Source organism: Nonomuraea sediminis (assembly GCF_018531495.1).
Taxonomy (GTDB): domain Bacteria; phylum Actinomycetota; class Actinomycetes; order Streptosporangiales; family Streptosporangiaceae; genus Nonomuraea; species Nonomuraea sediminis.
Genome location: NZ_JAHDTI010000023.1, coordinates 1 through 14,996 on the forward strand (window position 1 = coordinate 1; position 14,996 = coordinate 14,996).

The following is a 14,996-nucleotide window of genomic DNA, read 5'->3' on the forward strand; positions in this document are numbered from 1 at the left end:
TCAAACTCTCCAAAAGATGTTTGAAACCCAGCAATACTTCGCCAAATTAGACGAGGTGTTGCATGAAAATCATGCACTGGCTTTTAACACACTGTTGAGTTCTCAAGAAACGGACGCGTACTCCCAACCTTCAGGAGGCTTGTCGTTCGTTTCGACCCTTTAACTCTAGGAGTTTCAGCGGCGTTATGCAAATCGGGAGATTTGCGGACAGCCGAAAAACTCACTGGAATTTTGGGGCGACCCCCGTAACGTACCGTCTCATTCAGGACGTGTCGAATCAACCGATTTTCCGGCGGATCGCGCGCGCCCGAGATGATGAAGGTTCTCAAGGGGCTTGCCCTGGGGCCCGTCCGCCGTGCTCGGCGTCCGACTCGCTCCCGGGGCGAAGTGAAACTCTAGGCCACTATCCGCGGTACGTCAAATCGGCCCGCGCGGCCCGCCGGTGCGGGCCGCGTCGTGCCTGGTCAGGCGGCTACTTCGACGCCGCCGACGGACTTCTTACCCCGCCGCAGCACCAGGAAGCGCCCGTGCAGCAGGTCGTCAGGACCCGGGACGTAGTTCTCGTCCGTGACCTTGACGTTGTTGAGGTAGGCGCCGCCCTCCTTGACCGCGCGCCGCGCCGCCGACTTGGACTCCACCAACCCACTCTCGGCCATCAGGTCGACCAGCGGCGCCCCCAGCGCGGGAACCGTGGCACGCGGCACCTCTTCCAGTGCGGCCGCCAGCGTCGAGGCCGGCAGCTCCTCAAGAGCCCCCTGACCGAACAGCGCCTTGGAGGCCGCCACGGCGGCGGCCAGCTCGTGGGCGCCGTGCACCAGCGTCGTCAGGTCCTCGGCCAGCGCCCGTTGCGCCTCGCGGGCGAACGGCCGGTCGGCCACGGCCTTCTCCAGCTCGTCGATCTCCTCCCGGGTACGGAAGGTGAAGACCTTGAGGAAGCGGATCACGTCGCGGTCGTCGGCGTTGAGCCAGTACTGGTAGAACGCGTACGGCGAGGTGAGCGACGCATCGAGCCACACGGCCCCGCCCGCGGTCTTGCCGAACTTCGTGCCGTCGGCCTTGGTGATCAGCTTGCCGGTCAGCGCGTGCACGTGCCCGCCCTCGACGCGCCGGATCAGGTCGACGCCCGCGGTGATGTTGCCCCACTGGTCGCTGCCGCCGAGCTGCAGCGTGCAGCCGTTGCGCCGGTAGAGCTCCAGGTAGTCGTTGGCCTGCAGGATCTGGTAGCTGAACTCGGTGTAGCTGAGCCCGTCTCCGCCGAGCCGCGCGGCCACGGACTCGCGGGCCAGCATCCGGTTGATCGGGAAGTGCTTGCCAACGTCGCGCAGGAAGTCGATGGCCGACATCTCGGCGGTCCAGTCGAGGTTGCTGACCAGCGTCGCGGCGTTGGGTGCCGGCTCGAAGGACAGGAACTTCTCCACCTGGACGCGGATCTTGGCCACCCACTCGGCGACGACGTCGGAGGTGTTGAGCACCCGCTCGGTGCTGCGGCCGCTGGGGTCGCCGATGAGCCCGGTCGCGCCGCCGACCAGCCCGATCGGCTTGTGTCCCGCCCGCTGGAAGCGGGTCAGGATGAGCAGCGTGGCCAGGTTTCCGACGTGCAACGAGGGCGCGGTCGGGTCGAAGCCCGCATAGACCGTGATCGGACCCTTCGACAGCGCCTCGCGCAGGGCGTCGATGTCGGTGGTCTGCGCGAGGACGTCGCGCCATTCGAGCTCATCGAGAATGTCGGTCACGGCCCAAAGCTTTCGGGTAGACGTTGAGTGGTTACAGCCTGCCCGATCCGTACACATGACCGCCACTTGGATACTCTCGGTGTCCATGTGGAGGGTCCGTCGCGAGCTGGCCGTTTTCAAGATCCTAGGGGGTTTGGCGTGCGCGGGTCTCGCCGTTTGGTGGTACCTCCAGGGCGACCTGCGCGGCGTGGTGCTCGCCGTCCCCGCGGCTGTGCTGGTGGGTGCGATGGGGCTGCGTGACGTGCTCCTTCCCGTACGGCTGGCCGTGGACGAGACCGGCATCACCGTCGCGCACGGGTTCCTCGGCCGCCACCACGTCGCCTGGGACGACATCCAGGACATCCGGGTGGACGTGCGCAAGAGGTACGGCGTGCGGAGCGAGATGCTCGAGGTCGACACCGGCGACGGTCTGCACATCTTCAGCCGTCACGAGCTGGGCGGCGCCTCCCTCACGGAAGTGGCCGCGACGCTGCGCCGCCGCGGCGTATGAGCCTTGTAGGGCGACACGGTCGGGTCGCCGTCGATCCAGAACCGCCACGGGGTCTCCTTGGCGGACGAGATCCCGGTCCGGGGGCCTGACCTGATGGTCGCCGGGTCGGCGGGGTCGCCTTCGAGCATGGCGGCCCCAGCTGCCGAAGGGGCGATGGCGTCGATGCCGTTGTGCTCGCGCACCAGTCCCAGCGCCACCGCGAGGCGAGCGGGCCCGCGCGCCAGGTCGCGGTCGACATGCCGCCGCGCGCCCTCCACGTGCGCGGCCCCGTTGGCGCGCCGGGCGCGGGCGATGTCCACCCCGGCGATCACCTCTCCCGCACGCAGCAGCACGGCCGCCCCGGACCCTTCCGGGAGGCACACCAGGTTGGCGCAGAAGTGCATGCCGTAGGTGAAGTACACGTACACGAAGCCCGGCGGCCCGAACATGACGGCGTTGCGCGGGGTCTTGCCGCGGTAGGTGTGCGCCGCGGGGTCCTCGCCCGGCCCGCCGTACGCCTCGACCTCGGTGAGGCGGACGGCGACCGGCCCGTGCACGAGGACGCGACCGAGCAGGTCGGGCGCCACCTCGGGCGAGGGCCGGTCGAAGAAGTCGCGCGTGAGCGGCGCGGTGGCCAGCAGGCCGTCCATGCTCAGCTGCCGCTCGCCCAGGCCGCCTGCGTGTCGACGGCCTCGCGCAGCGCGGCGAGCTGGTCGCGGACCCGGTCGGGGGCGGTGCCGCCGTGGGCCTTGCGGGCCGCGAGCGCGCCGGGCACGTTCAGCACGTCGCGCACGTCGGGCGTCAGGTGCGGGGAGACTTTGATCAGCTCGTCGTCGGTCAGCTCGCCCAGGTCCTTGTCGTGCACCTGGCACCACACGACCAGGTGGCCGACGGCCTCGTGCGCCTCGCGGAAGGGGACGCCGCGCCGTACGAGCAGTTCGGCCAGGTCGGTGGCCAGGGCGAAGCCGTCGGGGGCAGAGGCCTCGAGCCGCGCGGTGTTGACCCGCATGGTCGCCACCAGGCCGGCCATCGCGGGCAGGACGAGCAGCAGCGTGTCGACGGCGTCGAAGACGGGCTCCTTGTCCTCCTGCAGGTCGCGGTTGTAGGTGAGCGGCAGGCCCTTGAGCGTGGTGAGCAGCGACATGAGGTTGCCGATGAGGCGGCCCGACTTGCCGCGGGCGAGCTCGGCGACGTCGGGGTTCTTCTTCTGGGGCATGATCGACGAGCCGGTGGAGTAGGCGTCGTCCATCTCGATCCAGCGGAACTCCTGCGAGGCCCAGAGCACGATCTCCTCGCCGAGCCGCGACAGGTGCACCCCGATCATGGCGGCGTCGAAGAGGAACTCGGCGGCGAAGTCGCGGTCGGAGACGGCGTCCATCGAGTTCGGTGCGGCGGCGTCGAAGCCGAGCTCGGTGGCGACCGCGACCGGGTCGAGCGGCAGCGACGAGCCGGCCAGCGCGCCGGCGCCCAGCGGGGAGATCGCGGCGCGCTTGTCCCAGTCGGTGATGCGGTCGATGTCGCGGGCGAAGGCGTGCACGTGCGCGAGCAGCTGGTGTCCGAAGGAGACGGGCTGGGCGTGCTGCAGGTGCGTCATGCCGGGCGCCGGGGTGTCGGCGTGCTGCTCGGCCTGCGACATCAGCGCGGTCTCCAGCTCGACGAGCCGCGAGACGACGAGCCTGGCGTGGTCGCGGAGGTAGAGGCGCAGGTCGGTGGCGATCTGGTCGTTGCGCGAGCGTCCCGCGCGCAGCTTGCCGCCGAGCGAGCCGAGCCGTTCGAGCAGGCCGCGCTCCAGGGCGGTGTGCACGTCCTCGTCGGCGACCGTCGGCCGGAACTCGCCCGCCTTGCAGGCGCGCTCGAGGTCGTCCAGCGCGCCGATCATGCGCTCGAGCTCCTCGTCGCTGAGCAGGTTCGCCTTGTGCAGCACGCGGGCGTGCGCGCGGGACGCCGCCAGGTCGTACGGCACGAGCCGCCAGTCGAAGTGGACACTCACCGACAGCCGGGTCAGCGCGTCGGCCGGGCCACCCTCGAAGCGCCCGCCCCACAGCCGCATCGGCTTGCCTTCACTCACCGTCAGCTCCTCAATCTCCACAGCGAAGTCCTCCGCGACCATAGTGCATTCAGCCGTTCTTGGTGTCCCGGGCGGCGGCGATCTTCGCGGGAAGCGAGAACAGCTGCACGAACCCCTTGGCGAGCGACTGGTCGAACATGTCGCCCGTGTCGTAGGTGGCCAGCGAGAAGTCGTACAGCGACTGCTCGGAGCGCCGTCCGGTGACGGTGGCCTTGCCGGCGTGCAGGGTCATCCGGATGTCGCCGGAGACGTACCTCTGCGCGTCGGCGATGAGCGCGTCGAGCGCGTGCTTGAGCGGCGAGTACCACAGGCCGTCGTAGACCAGCTCGCTCCAGCGCTGGTCGGCGCCGCGCTTGAAGCGGGCCAGGTCCCGCTCGACGGTGACGTTCTCCAGCTCCATGTGCGCGGCGATGAGCGCGATCGCGGCCGGCGCCTCGTACACCTCGCGGGACTTGATGCCGACGAGCCGGTCCTCGACCATGTCGATCCGTCCGACGCCCTGCGCGCCCGCCCGCCGGTTGAGCTCGGCGATGAGCTGGTACGGCGTGAGCGTCCTGCCGTCGAGCTCGACGGGCACGCCCTGGTCGAAGGTGATGACGACCTCGTCGGGCTCGCGCGGCGTGGCGGGGTCGGCGGTGTAGGCGTAGACGTCCTCGGTGGGACCGTTCCAGATGTCCTCGAGGAAGCCGGTCTCGACCGCTCTGCCCCACAGGTTCTGGTCGATGGAGAACGGGTTCTTCTTGGTCGTCTCGATGGGCAGGCCCTTGGATTCGGCGAATTCGATGGCCTTGTCCCTGGTCCAGGCGAAGTCCCTGGCCGGGGCGACGACCTTCAGCTCGGGGGCGAGGGCGGCCAGCCCCGCCTCGAAGCGGACCTGGTCGTTGCCCTTGCCGGTGCAGCCGTGGGAGACGACCGTCCCGCCGAACTGCTTGGCCGCGCTGACCAGGTGCTTGACGATGAGCGGCCGGCTGAGCGAGGACAGCAGCGGGTAGCGGTCCATGTAGAGCGCGTTGGCCTGCAGGGCGGGAACGCAGAAGTCGGCGGCGAACTCCTCCTTGGCGTCCACCACGACGGCTTCGGCCGCGCCGCAGTCGATGGCCCGCTTCTGGATGGCCTCCATGTCCTCGCCGCCCTGGCCCAGGTCCACGGCGACGGCGATCACCTCGGCGTCCATCTTCTCGGCCAGGAACGGGATGGCCACGGAGGTGTCGAGCCCGCCGGAGAAGGCGAGTATCACTCTTTCACTCATGTGCTGCCTCTTTGTCATGAAAAGTCCGGATCTTGTACGGCGAGCCCGCTTCGTGAAGCGGGCTAACTACGTCGATCCGCGATCTTGAGCAGCGCCTCCGCGACCGACAGCCCACCCTGGGGGTCGCGGCTGATGACGAGGATGGTGTCGTCTCCCGCGACCGTGCCCAGGATGGACTCCCAGTCGGCGTGGTCGATGGCCGAGGCGAGGAACTGGGCCGCGCCCGGCGGGGTCCTGGCGATGACGAGGTTGGCGCTGGCCTCGGCCGAGACCAGGAGCTCCTCCGCGATCCTGCGCAGCCGGGCGGCCGGCGTCTCACCGCCGATGCCCAGCCTGGCCAGCGGGATGCGGCCGCCGCCCTCACCGGGCAGCGCGTAGACCAGCGAGCCGTCCTCGGCGCGCAGCTTGAGCGCGCCCAGCTCGTCCAGGTCGCGGCTGAGCGTGGCCTGGGTGACCTCCACGCCGCTCTCGGCCAGCAGCTTGGCCAGCTCGGGCTGCGACCGTACGGCCTGCCGCTCCAGCAGCTCGGTGATCTTGGCCTGCCGCGCCGCCTTCGTCATCGGAATCATGCCTGCGTCACCAACCAGTGCAGGAGCGCCTTCTGCGCGTGGAGGCGGTTCTCGGCCTGGTCCCAGACGGCACTGCGGGGGCCTTCCAGGACGTCGGCGGTGATCTCGTAGCCGCGGTAGGCGGGCAGGCAGTGCAGCACGATCACGTCGTCGGCGGCGTGCTCCAGCAGCTCGGCGTTGACCTGGTACGGCATGAGCGCCTTGACGCGTTCTTCCTTGCCGTCCTGGCCCATCGACACCCAGGTGTCGGTGGCGATCACGTGCGCCCCCTGCGCGGCGGCGATCGGGTCGGACAGGGCCACGACCGACCCGCCGGTCCTGGCGGCGATCGTGGCGGCATGGTCGAGGATGACCGCGTCGGGCAGGTAGCCGGGCGGGGCGGCGATCCGCACGTGCATGCCGGCGGTGGCGCCGCCGAGCAGGTAGGAGTGGGCCATGTTGTTGGCGCCGTCGCCGAGGTAGGTCAGCGTCAGGCCCTTGGTGGTACCGAACCGTTCGACGACCGTCTGCAGGTCGGCCAGGATCTGGCACGGGTGGAACTCGTCGGTCAGCGCGTTGACCACCGGAACCGTGGTGTCCCTGGCCATCGCCTCGATGCGCTCCTGGCCCGCGGTGCGCCAGACGATCGCGGCGACCTGGCGTTCCAGGACGCGGGCGGTGTCCTCGATGGGTTCGCCGCGCCCCATCTGGGAGGTGCCGCCGTCGATGACGAGCGGCAGCCCGCCCAGCTCGCCGATGCCGGTGAAGAAGGAGATCCTGGTCCTGGTGGACGGCTTGTCGAACAGTACGGCCACGGTCCTGGGGCCCTCGAAGGGGCGGTAGCCGTACCTGTCCTTCTTCATGGCGGCGGCGAGCTCGAGCACCTCGGCCTGCTCGGCAGGGTTGAGATCGTCGTCCCTGAGAAAGTGTCTAGGCATTGGACAGCACCCCCGGGAAGGCGTCGACGAACTGCTGGATCTCGTCCTCGGTCACGACCAGCGGCGGGGCGAGCCGTACCGCGTCGGGCTGGAGCGCGTTGACCAGGAAGCCCGCCTCGGCGGCGGCCTGCTGCACCTTGGGCGCGACCGGCTCGTTGAGCACGGTGGCCAGCCACAGTCCGCGGCCGCGCACGCCCTTGAGCAGCGGGTGGTCGATCGCCTCCAGGCCGGTCCTGAGCTGCACCGCGACCTTCTTCACGTGGTCGAGGTCCAGATTGTCCAGTACGGCCAGCGCCGCCGCGCACGACACGGGGTTCCCGCCGAACGTGGAGCCGTGGTCGCCCTTGTCGAACAGCTTCCCCGCGTCGCCGAAACCGATGCAGGCACCGATCGGCAGGCCGCCGCCCAGGCCCTTGGCCAGCGTGAGGATGTCGGGCGTGACGCCGTCGGCCTGGTGGGCGAACCAGTGGCCGGTCCTGCCGATCGCCGACTGGATCTCGTCGGCCACCAGCAGGGCGCCGGTCGAGTCGCACACCTCCCTGGCCGCCTCCAGGTAGCCGTCGGGCGGCGGGACGACCCCGGCCTCGCCCTGCGTCGGCTCCAGGAAGACCGCGATGCAGTCGCCCGTCACGGCCTCCTTCAGCGCCGTGGCGTCGCCGTACGGGACGAACTTGACCTCGACGGGGAACGGTCCGAACTGGTCGCGGATCGCCTTCTTGCCCGTCAGCGACAGGGCACCGATCGTGCGGCCGTGGAAGCCGTTCTCGGCGGCCACGAAGTAGCTGCGGCCGTCCTGCTTGCCGTACTTGAGCGCCAGCTTGTAGGCGGCCTCGTTGGCCTCGGTGCCGGAGTTGGCGAAGAAGATGCGGCCGGGGGCGTTCAGCAGGGCCAGGAGCTTCTCGGCGAGCAGCACCTCCGGCTCGTGCAGGAACAGGTTGCTGGTGTGGGCGAGCGTGGCCACCTGCTTGGAGACGGCCTCGACCAGGGCGGGGTGGGCGTGGCCGAGCGAGCTGACCGCGATGCCGCCGATGAAGTCGAGGTACTCCTTGCCGTCGACGTCCCACACGCGCGTGCCCTCACCGCGGGCGAGCGCGACGGGCGGCACGCCGTAGTTGGGCATGAAAGCTTTCTCGAACCTGTCGAACAGCGTCATGAGGGCGTCACCATGGTTCCGATTCCTTGGTCGGTGAAGATCTCCAGCAGTAGCGCATGCGGGACGCGGCCGTCCAGGACATGCGCGTGCGGCACGCCCCCGTCGACGGCCGTCAGGCACGCCTCCATCTTCGGCACCATGCCGCTGGACAGCGTGGGCAGCATCGCACGCAGCTCCTCGGAGCCGAGCTTGTCGATCACGTCGGTGTCATCAGGCCAGTTGGCGTACAGGCCCTCCACGTCGGTCAGGACGATGAGCTTCTGCGCCTTGAGCGCCACGGCCAGCGCGGCGGCCGCTGTGTCGGCGTTCACGTTGTAGATCTGCCCGTCCTCGCCCCTGGCCACGCTGGACACGACCGGGATCCGGCCGTTGTCGAGCAGCGCCTCGATCGTGCCCGGGTCCACCTTGACGATCTCGCCGACCTGCCCGATGTCCACCTGCACGCCGTCCAGTACGGCGTGCTTGCGTTCGGCGGTGAACAGGTGGGCGTCCTCGCCCGACAGGCCGACGGCGAACGGGCCGTGGCGGTTGACCAGGCCGACGACCTCGCGGTTGACCTGACCGACCAGGACCATCCTGACCACCTTCATGGCCTCGGGCGTGGTGACCCTGAGCCCGGCGGTGAACGTCGACTCGATGCCCAGCTTGTCCAGGTGCTCGCTGATCTGGGGGCCGCCGCCGTGCACCACGACCGGGCGCAGGCCCGCGTAGTGCAGGAAGACGACGTCCTCCGCGAAGCCCTCCTTGAGCGACTCATCGGTCATCGCGTTGCCGCCGTACTTGATGACGACGGTCGCGCCGTGGAACCTGGCCAGCCAGGGCAGCGCCTCGATCAGCGCCTCGGCCTTGGTGTGCGCTTCGCCGGCTCTCATGACGAGTACGCCGAGTTCTCGTGGACGTAGTCGGCCGTGAGGTCGGTGGTGTGGATCGTGGCCGAGTAGGGGCCGGCCGACAGGTCGACGGTGATCGTGACGTCCCTGGGGCGCATGTCCACCTTGGAGCGGTCGTCGCCGACGGCGCCGCCGCGGCAGATCCAGATGCCGTTGATGGCCACGTTCAGCCGGTCGGGCTCGAAGACGGCGTCTGTGGTGCCGACCGCCGACAGCACGCGGCCCCAGTTGGGGTCCTCGCCGTGGATGGCGCATTTGAGCAGGTTGGAGCGGGAGACCGTGCGGCCGACGGTGACGGCGTCCTGCTCGGAGGCGGCGCCGACGACCTCGATGGCGATGGCCTTGGAGGCGCCCTCCGCGTCCACCAGCAGCTGCCTGGCCAGGTCGGCGCAGACCTCGGTCACCTTCTGCCCGAACTCCTCGAGGTCGGGCTTGACGCCTGCCGCGCCGCTGGAGAGCAGCAGGACGGTGTCGTTGGTGGACATGCACCCGTCGGCGTCCAGCCGGTCGAACGTCACGGACGTGGCCCTGCGCAGGACCGTGTCGAGTTCCTCGGAGGTCAGGTCGGCGTCGGTGGTGATGACGCAGAGCATGGTGGCCAGCGCCGGGGCGAGCATGCCCGCGCCCTTGGCCATGCCGCCGACCATGTAGCCGTCGCCGCGTTTGAAGGAGATCTTCGACACCGTGTCCGTGGTGCGGATGGCGTCGGCCGCTGCCAGGCCGCCGTCGCGCGACAGCTGGCCGGCCGCGGTCTCCACGCCGCCGAGCAGGGCCTCCATGGGCAGCCGCTCGCCGATCAGGCCCGTCGAGCACACCGCGATCTCGCCGGCGGAGTCCTGCAGCGCCTCGGCTACCTTCTCGGCGGTGGCGTGGGTGTCCTGGAAACCTTCGGGACCCGTGCAGGCGTTGGCGCCGCCGGAGTTCAGCACCACCGCTCGGACTCGGCCGCCCCTCAGCACCTGCTGCGACCAGAGCACGGGGGCGGCCTTCACGCGGTTGGCGGTGAAGACCCCCGCGGCGGCGCGGCTGGGGCCCTCGTTCACGACGAGGGCGAGGTCACGGGCGCCGCTGGCCTTGATGCCTGCGGCGATTCCCGCGGCCTTGAAGCCGAGAGGGGCGGTTACGCTCACGGTGCGACTCCTGTCAGGGGAAGTCCGGTCTCTTCTGGCAGGCCGAGGGCGAGGTTGACGCTCTGGATGGCGCCTCCGGCCGTGCCCTTGGTGAGGTTGTCGATGGCGATGACGGCGACGAGGCGGTTCGAGCGCTCGTCGAGCGTCACCTGGAGTGCGGCGGTGTTGGCGCCGTAGGTCATGGCGGTGGCGGGCCAGGCGCCTTCCGGCAGGAGCCTGACGAAGGGCTCCTTCGCGAAGGCGGCCTCGTAGGCCTGCCTGACCGCGTTCGCGGTGACGCCGGGGGCGGCGGGGGCCGTGCAGGTGGCCAGGATGCCGCGGCTCATCGGGGCCAGCGTCGGGGTGAACGACACCCGGACGGGTCCGCCCGCGACCGCGCCGAGGGACTGCTCCATCTCGGGGGTGTGGCGGTGGACTCCGCCGACGCCGTAGGCGCTGACCGAGCCCATGACCTCGCTGCCGAGCAGGTTCGGCTTGAGCGACTTGCCCGCGCCGCTGGTGCCGCTGGCCGCGACGACCACGACGTCCGGCTCGGCCAGGCCGTACTGGAAGGCGGGGAAGAGCGCGAGGGCGACGGCGGTCGGGTAGCAGCCGGGGACGGCGATGCGCCGGGCGGTGGCCAGGATCTCGCGCTGGCCGGGGAGCTCGGGCAGGCCGTAGGGCCAGCTGCCCGCGTGCTGCCCACCGTAGAACTCCTGCCAGGCCCGCTCGTCGGTCAGGCGGTGGTCGGCGCCGCAGTCGACCACGATGGCCCCGTCGCCGATGGCGGCGGCCACCTCGGCCGAATGACCATGCGGCAGGGCCAGGAAGACCACGTCGTGGCCCTGCAGCGTCTCCGGCGTGGTCTCCAGGATGGTCCTGTCGGCCAGCTGCGGCAGGTGCGGCTGGTGCTCGCCGAGCTTGCCGCCCGCGCTGGAAGCCGCGGTGAGCGCGCCGATCTCGAGCTCCGGGTGGGACAGGAGCAGGCGAAGGAGCTCGCCTCCCGCGTAGCCGCTGGCTCCCGCGATCGCCGCTCTCATCCGACCTCCTGCATGTTCATGCACTCTACCTCATGGTCTTGCTTTCTGAAGATGATGCACTGGCCAGGATGGATATGCAAGCCCGACGATCTGGACAAAACGGTCATTCAATGCATAACCACACACAGAATGACGCTCTAGCGCGACGTACCTACCGGTCGGTACTGTGATTTATCCGGGATAGCCGTCACTGCGGGAGTTCTGCGTATGTCTCTTTCGCACGCCGAGGTCGAGGCCCAGCTCACCGGGCCGGGGCAACTCTTCGAGATGGAGGAGATCGGGGACACCGGGGTGCGAACGTGGAAACACGCGCCGCAGCACTTCCGGGCACTGCTGGAGATGAGCCGCTTCCACGGCGAGAAGGTGTTCCTGGTCTACGAGGACCAGCACATCACCTTCGAGGAGCACTTCAGGCGGGCGGCGACGCTGGCCAACCGGCTCGTCACGGAGTACGGCGTGGCCAAGGGCGACCGGGTGGCGATCGCCATGCGTAACTACCCCGAATGGGTCGTCTCCTTCTCGGCGGTGCTGGCCGCCGGGGCGATAGCCGTACCGCTGAACGCCTGGTGGACGGAGGCGGAGCTGGCATACGGGGTGAGCGACTCCGGGGCCAAGGTGCTGATCGCGGACGGCGAGCGGGCCGAGCGGCTGGCCTCGACGGGGGTGCCGCTGATCGTCGCGCGGGGCGAGGCGCCGGCTGGCGCGCGCACCCTCTCCGACGTCATGGGCGACGTTTCCGCGGATGTCACGCTTCCGGCGGTGGAGCTGTCGCCCGACGATCCGGCCACGATCTTCTACACCTCGGGCACCACCGGGCGGCCCAAGGGGGCGCTGGGCAGCCACCGCAACCTCGGGCAGTCGCCGATGACGCTGGCCTACGGGTTCCTGCGGGCGGTCGTGCTGGCGGGCAAGGATCCGGGCGCGGCCTCGTCGGTGCGGCGGGTGACGCTGCTGACGGTGCCGCTCTTCCACGTCACCGGGTGCTTCTCCGGGCTCACCTCCACGCTGTTCCTGGGCGGCGGGCTGATCCTGATGTACAAGTGGGATCCGCTCGAGGCGCTCAAGGTGATCGAGCGGGAGAAGGCGACCACGATGATCGGGGTGCCGACCAACGCGTGGCAGCTCATGTCCCACCCCGATTTCGGGAAATATGACCTTTCGTCCCTTACGACCCTCGGGTACGGTGGGGCGCCCGCGCCGCCCAAGCTGCTGGAACGGATCACCGAGAACCTGCCCAACCGGGCGCCGTCCAACGGGTACGGCATGACGGAGACCACCGCGCTGGCCATCGGCAACGGCGGGCCCGACTACCTGGCCAGGCCCGACAGCATCGGGCTGCCGTCGGCGGTCGTCGACGTGCGGGTGGTGGATCCGCTGGGCGACGCGCTGCCGCCCGGGGAGGTGGGCGAGCTGTGCCTGCGCGGGCCCAACGTGATCCTGGGCTACTGGAACAAGCCGGAGGCCACCGCGCAGACGTTCATCGACGGCTGGGTGCACACCGGGGACCTCGCCAAGATCGACTCCGAGGGTTTCGTGTACATCGTGGACCGGGCCAAGGACATGGTGATCCGGGGCGGTGAGAACGTGTACTGCGCCGAGGTCGAAGCGGCCCTCTTCGAGCACCCGGCGGTCGACGACGTGGCGGTCATCGGCGTGCCGCACGACGAACTGGGTGAGGAGGTCGGCGCGGTCATCCGCCTGACGCCCGGTCAGTCGGTCACCCCCTCGGAACTCCAGACCTTCCTCGCCGACCGGATCGCCAAGTTCAAGATCCCCAACCACTTCTGGTTCCGCGACGGCGAACTCCCCCGCAACCCCGGCGGCAAAATCCTCAAAACCCGCCTCCGCCAAGAAGTCCTCGCCACCTCCTAACCCCTCCCCGCGGGCCGCCACCCCAGCGGCCCGCCCCTCACCCCACCAACGCACCACGACCACGACACCCGGACCTCACAGCCCCGCGCCACGCCGTGACCCCACCACACGACGCTGACCGCCACCAGCGGCCCGCCCCTCACCTCCCGCCCACCAACGCGCCATGCACCCCACACGCGGGCCCCACCACCACGACCGCGACACCCGGACCTCACAACGCGCCACGCCGTGACCCCACCAATCGACGCTGACCGTGAGCAGCGGCCCGGCGGCGCGGCTCCGGATCGTGGGCGTGGTCTGCGACGATGCCTTCGCCGTCGGGCTGCGACCGCAGATCGACAGGACCGAAGGCGCCTGACCGCAGGGCCTTCCGGGCGGGGCACCCTGCTCGGCGGATTGTCCGATCTCCGGCCGACAGGGAGACCCCGTCGGGGCGTTTGCTGCAGGTCTGCGGCTTCTACTGGGCGGACAGGAGGCTAGATCCACCGTTTCCAGGACACGCCCTGCTCGGCTGCCCGGGTGGCAGCCACGACGTGGCCCCGAACGTCTGCGGCAGCGCAGCGGCCGACGGCGTGCGAGGCGACCCGCGACGCGTGCGGCGACCGAGTGCGCGGCGGCGTGCGAGGCGACCAGCGACGCGTGCGGCGATACGTGGCGCATGAACTGTGCGGTGGTGTGTGAGGTGATCAGCGACGTGTGCGGCGCTCGGTGGCGTGTGGGGTAGGCGTGTGCGGCGCTCGACGCGCCGCTCCCCCGGGCGGAAGGTCCTGTTGTGGGCGCTGGCGCGAGGTGGGTGGGTTTATGGGGTGGGGAGGGTGAGGTGTTCGGCGATGGCGGGGGTGGTGGGGGTGATCTTGGGGAGGTGGGGGGCGGTGTAGTGGGTGGGTTTGTGGGTGCGGAGGAGGGTTTCGCCGCTGCGGTCCCAGCGGAAGCCCGACCGGCCCAGGAGCTTGGCGAAGACCGCGTCGGCCTGTGCGGGGTCGCGTTCGGCCAGCCGTACGAGAGGGACAGGTGAGACCTCGTCGCCGCGCAGGTAGCCGCTGAGCAGGTCGCGGTACGGCCGGCGGTCGAGGAGGCGGGGATCGGCGAAGATCTCCTCGAGCCGCCCGAAGTCGCGGTAGTAGGCGAAGCCGTGGGTCTCGTCGAAGATCAGGGCCACGGTGTCGGCGGCCCGTACGTGCTCGGGGACCTCGAAGACCGGCTGCTCGGCCGCGGAGGGGAGCCTGTCGGACTGGTAGGCCAGGTAGCCCCGCATGCGCTCCTCGACCTCGGAACCCGGGCACACCACCTCGTCGGCACCGAAGTACGCGACGAAACAGCGGCGCTGCTCGGTCTGCAGCCGCCAGGCCGTGGCGAGCGCCTCGGGGTTGCGGAAGACGTGCGCCGGGTTGGCGAGCGCCACGTGGGCGGCCACGCTCACCAGCGTCTGCCTGGCATCGGCGGGGTGGATGGCCGGGGTGCCGCTGATCAGCCATTCCTCCCCCAGCGGGATCAACCGGCCCACAACGAACATGCCAGGACTGAGCGGCTCGAACGCGCCCGCGCCGAGGTTGGAGCGAACCTGGTAGGTGAGTTCGTCGACGAGGTTGTGCAGCGTGGCGGCGTCGTGGTCGTGGCCGCGTACCTCGAAGATGCCCTCCACCACGTCCTTCCAGCTCAGCAGCAGGTCGCGGGAGATGTCGTCGAGCCCGGGATGATCGTCGACGAAGCGGTCGATGACCGTGTCACCGCCGGGCAGGCGATGCTGGTGGGCGAAGAAGTCGACCGGCAGGAAAGCCGCCGCCTCGTCGGCCGCGGGGCCGTCGGCGTAGAACCGGTCGAGCACGGCGCTCAGCTCCCTGGCGAAACGGCCGGACGTCGCATAATGCACCAGCTCGGGCTTCAGCTCGCAGGCGCGCTCCAGCAGATCCATTGCTCACTCCTCGTA

13 protein-coding genes are annotated in these 14,996 nt (G+C 70.0%); 2 read left to right on the forward strand and 11 right to left on the reverse strand.

The window, feature by feature from the left end; genetic code table 11:
- Positions 1-464 precede the first annotated feature (464 nt).
- Positions 465-1,733: a tyrosine--tRNA ligase gene (tyrS, locus tag KIK09_RS53495; RefSeq protein ID WP_308164840.1), complete on the reverse strand. Its 1,269-nt coding sequence runs from the start codon at positions 1,731-1,733 to the stop codon at positions 465-467.
- A gap of 85 nt (positions 1,734-1,818) precedes the next feature.
- On the opposite strand from tyrS, the gene KIK09_RS53500 reads away from it, so the two are divergent.
- Positions 1,819-2,223, forward strand: coding sequence for a PH domain-containing protein (locus KIK09_RS53500; RefSeq protein WP_214327334.1), 405 nt, complete (start codon positions 1,819-1,821; stop codon positions 2,221-2,223).
- Here the strand turns inward: KIK09_RS53500 and KIK09_RS53505 are convergent.
- The 9 genes from KIK09_RS53505 to argC all read right to left on the reverse strand — a co-directional run bounded on the left by KIK09_RS53505 (position 2,160) and on the right by argC (position 11,197).
- Positions 2,160-2,852, reverse strand: a complete 693-nt coding sequence (locus tag KIK09_RS53505; RefSeq protein WP_214327335.1) for a DNA-3-methyladenine glycosylase — start codon at positions 2,850-2,852, stop codon at positions 2,160-2,162. The genes KIK09_RS53500 and KIK09_RS53505 overlap by 64 nt on opposite strands.
- A 2-nt stretch (positions 2,853-2,854) precedes the next feature.
- On the reverse strand, positions 2,855-4,312 hold the full coding sequence (gene argH, locus KIK09_RS53510; protein ID WP_372455829.1) for an argininosuccinate lyase: 1,458 nt from the start codon (positions 4,310-4,312) through the stop codon (positions 2,855-2,857).
- Positions 4,313-4,319: 7 nt separating this feature from the next.
- Complete coding sequence (locus KIK09_RS53515) at positions 4,320-5,519, reverse strand: argininosuccinate synthase (RefSeq protein ID WP_214327336.1); 1,200 nt, start codon at positions 5,517-5,519, stop codon at positions 4,320-4,322.
- Positions 5,520-5,581: 62 nt separating this feature from the next.
- The gene (locus tag KIK09_RS53520; RefSeq protein ID WP_214327337.1) at positions 5,582-6,088 is read right to left on the reverse strand and encodes an arginine repressor; all 507 of its coding nucleotides are present in this window, start codon (positions 6,086-6,088) and stop codon (positions 5,582-5,584) included.
- Entirely contained in the window at positions 6,085-7,005 is a 921-nt protein-coding gene (argF, locus tag KIK09_RS53525; RefSeq protein WP_214327338.1) for an ornithine carbamoyltransferase, read from the reverse strand. The genes KIK09_RS53520 and argF overlap by 4 nt, the downstream gene beginning before the upstream one ends.
- Positions 6,998-8,158: an acetylornithine transaminase gene (locus KIK09_RS53530; protein WP_214327339.1), complete on the reverse strand. Its 1,161-nt coding sequence runs from the start codon at positions 8,156-8,158 to the stop codon at positions 6,998-7,000. Before KIK09_RS53530 ends, argF begins: the two co-directional genes overlap by 8 nt.
- The gene (argB, locus tag KIK09_RS53535; RefSeq protein WP_214327340.1) at positions 8,155-9,030 is read right to left on the reverse strand and encodes an acetylglutamate kinase; all 876 of its coding nucleotides are present in this window, start codon (positions 9,028-9,030) and stop codon (positions 8,155-8,157) included. The genes KIK09_RS53530 and argB overlap by 4 nt, the downstream gene beginning before the upstream one ends.
- Entirely contained in the window at positions 9,027-10,178 is a 1,152-nt protein-coding gene (gene argJ / locus KIK09_RS53540; RefSeq protein ID WP_214327341.1) for a bifunctional glutamate N-acetyltransferase/amino-acid acetyltransferase ArgJ, read from the reverse strand. The genes argB and argJ overlap by 4 nt, the downstream gene beginning before the upstream one ends.
- Positions 10,175-11,197 carry an N-acetyl-gamma-glutamyl-phosphate reductase gene (gene argC, locus KIK09_RS53545; protein WP_214327342.1) on the reverse strand — a complete coding sequence of 341 codons (1,023 nt, stop codon included), beginning with the start codon at positions 11,195-11,197 and terminating at the stop codon, positions 10,175-10,177. The genes argJ and argC overlap by 4 nt, the downstream gene beginning before the upstream one ends.
- Positions 11,198-11,404: 207 nt before the next feature.
- Here argC and KIK09_RS53550 point away from each other — a divergent pair, with 207 nt between their 5' ends.
- Entirely contained in the window at positions 11,405-13,069 is a 1,665-nt protein-coding gene (locus KIK09_RS53550; RefSeq protein WP_214327343.1) for a class I adenylate-forming enzyme family protein, read from the forward strand.
- Between the two features lie 799 nt (positions 13,070-13,868).
- Here KIK09_RS53550 and KIK09_RS53555 read toward each other — a convergent pair.
- Complete coding sequence (locus tag KIK09_RS53555) at positions 13,869-14,981, reverse strand: hypothetical protein (RefSeq protein ID WP_214327344.1); 1,113 nt, start codon at positions 14,979-14,981, stop codon at positions 13,869-13,871.
- Between the last annotated feature and the right edge of the window lie 15 nt (positions 14,982-14,996).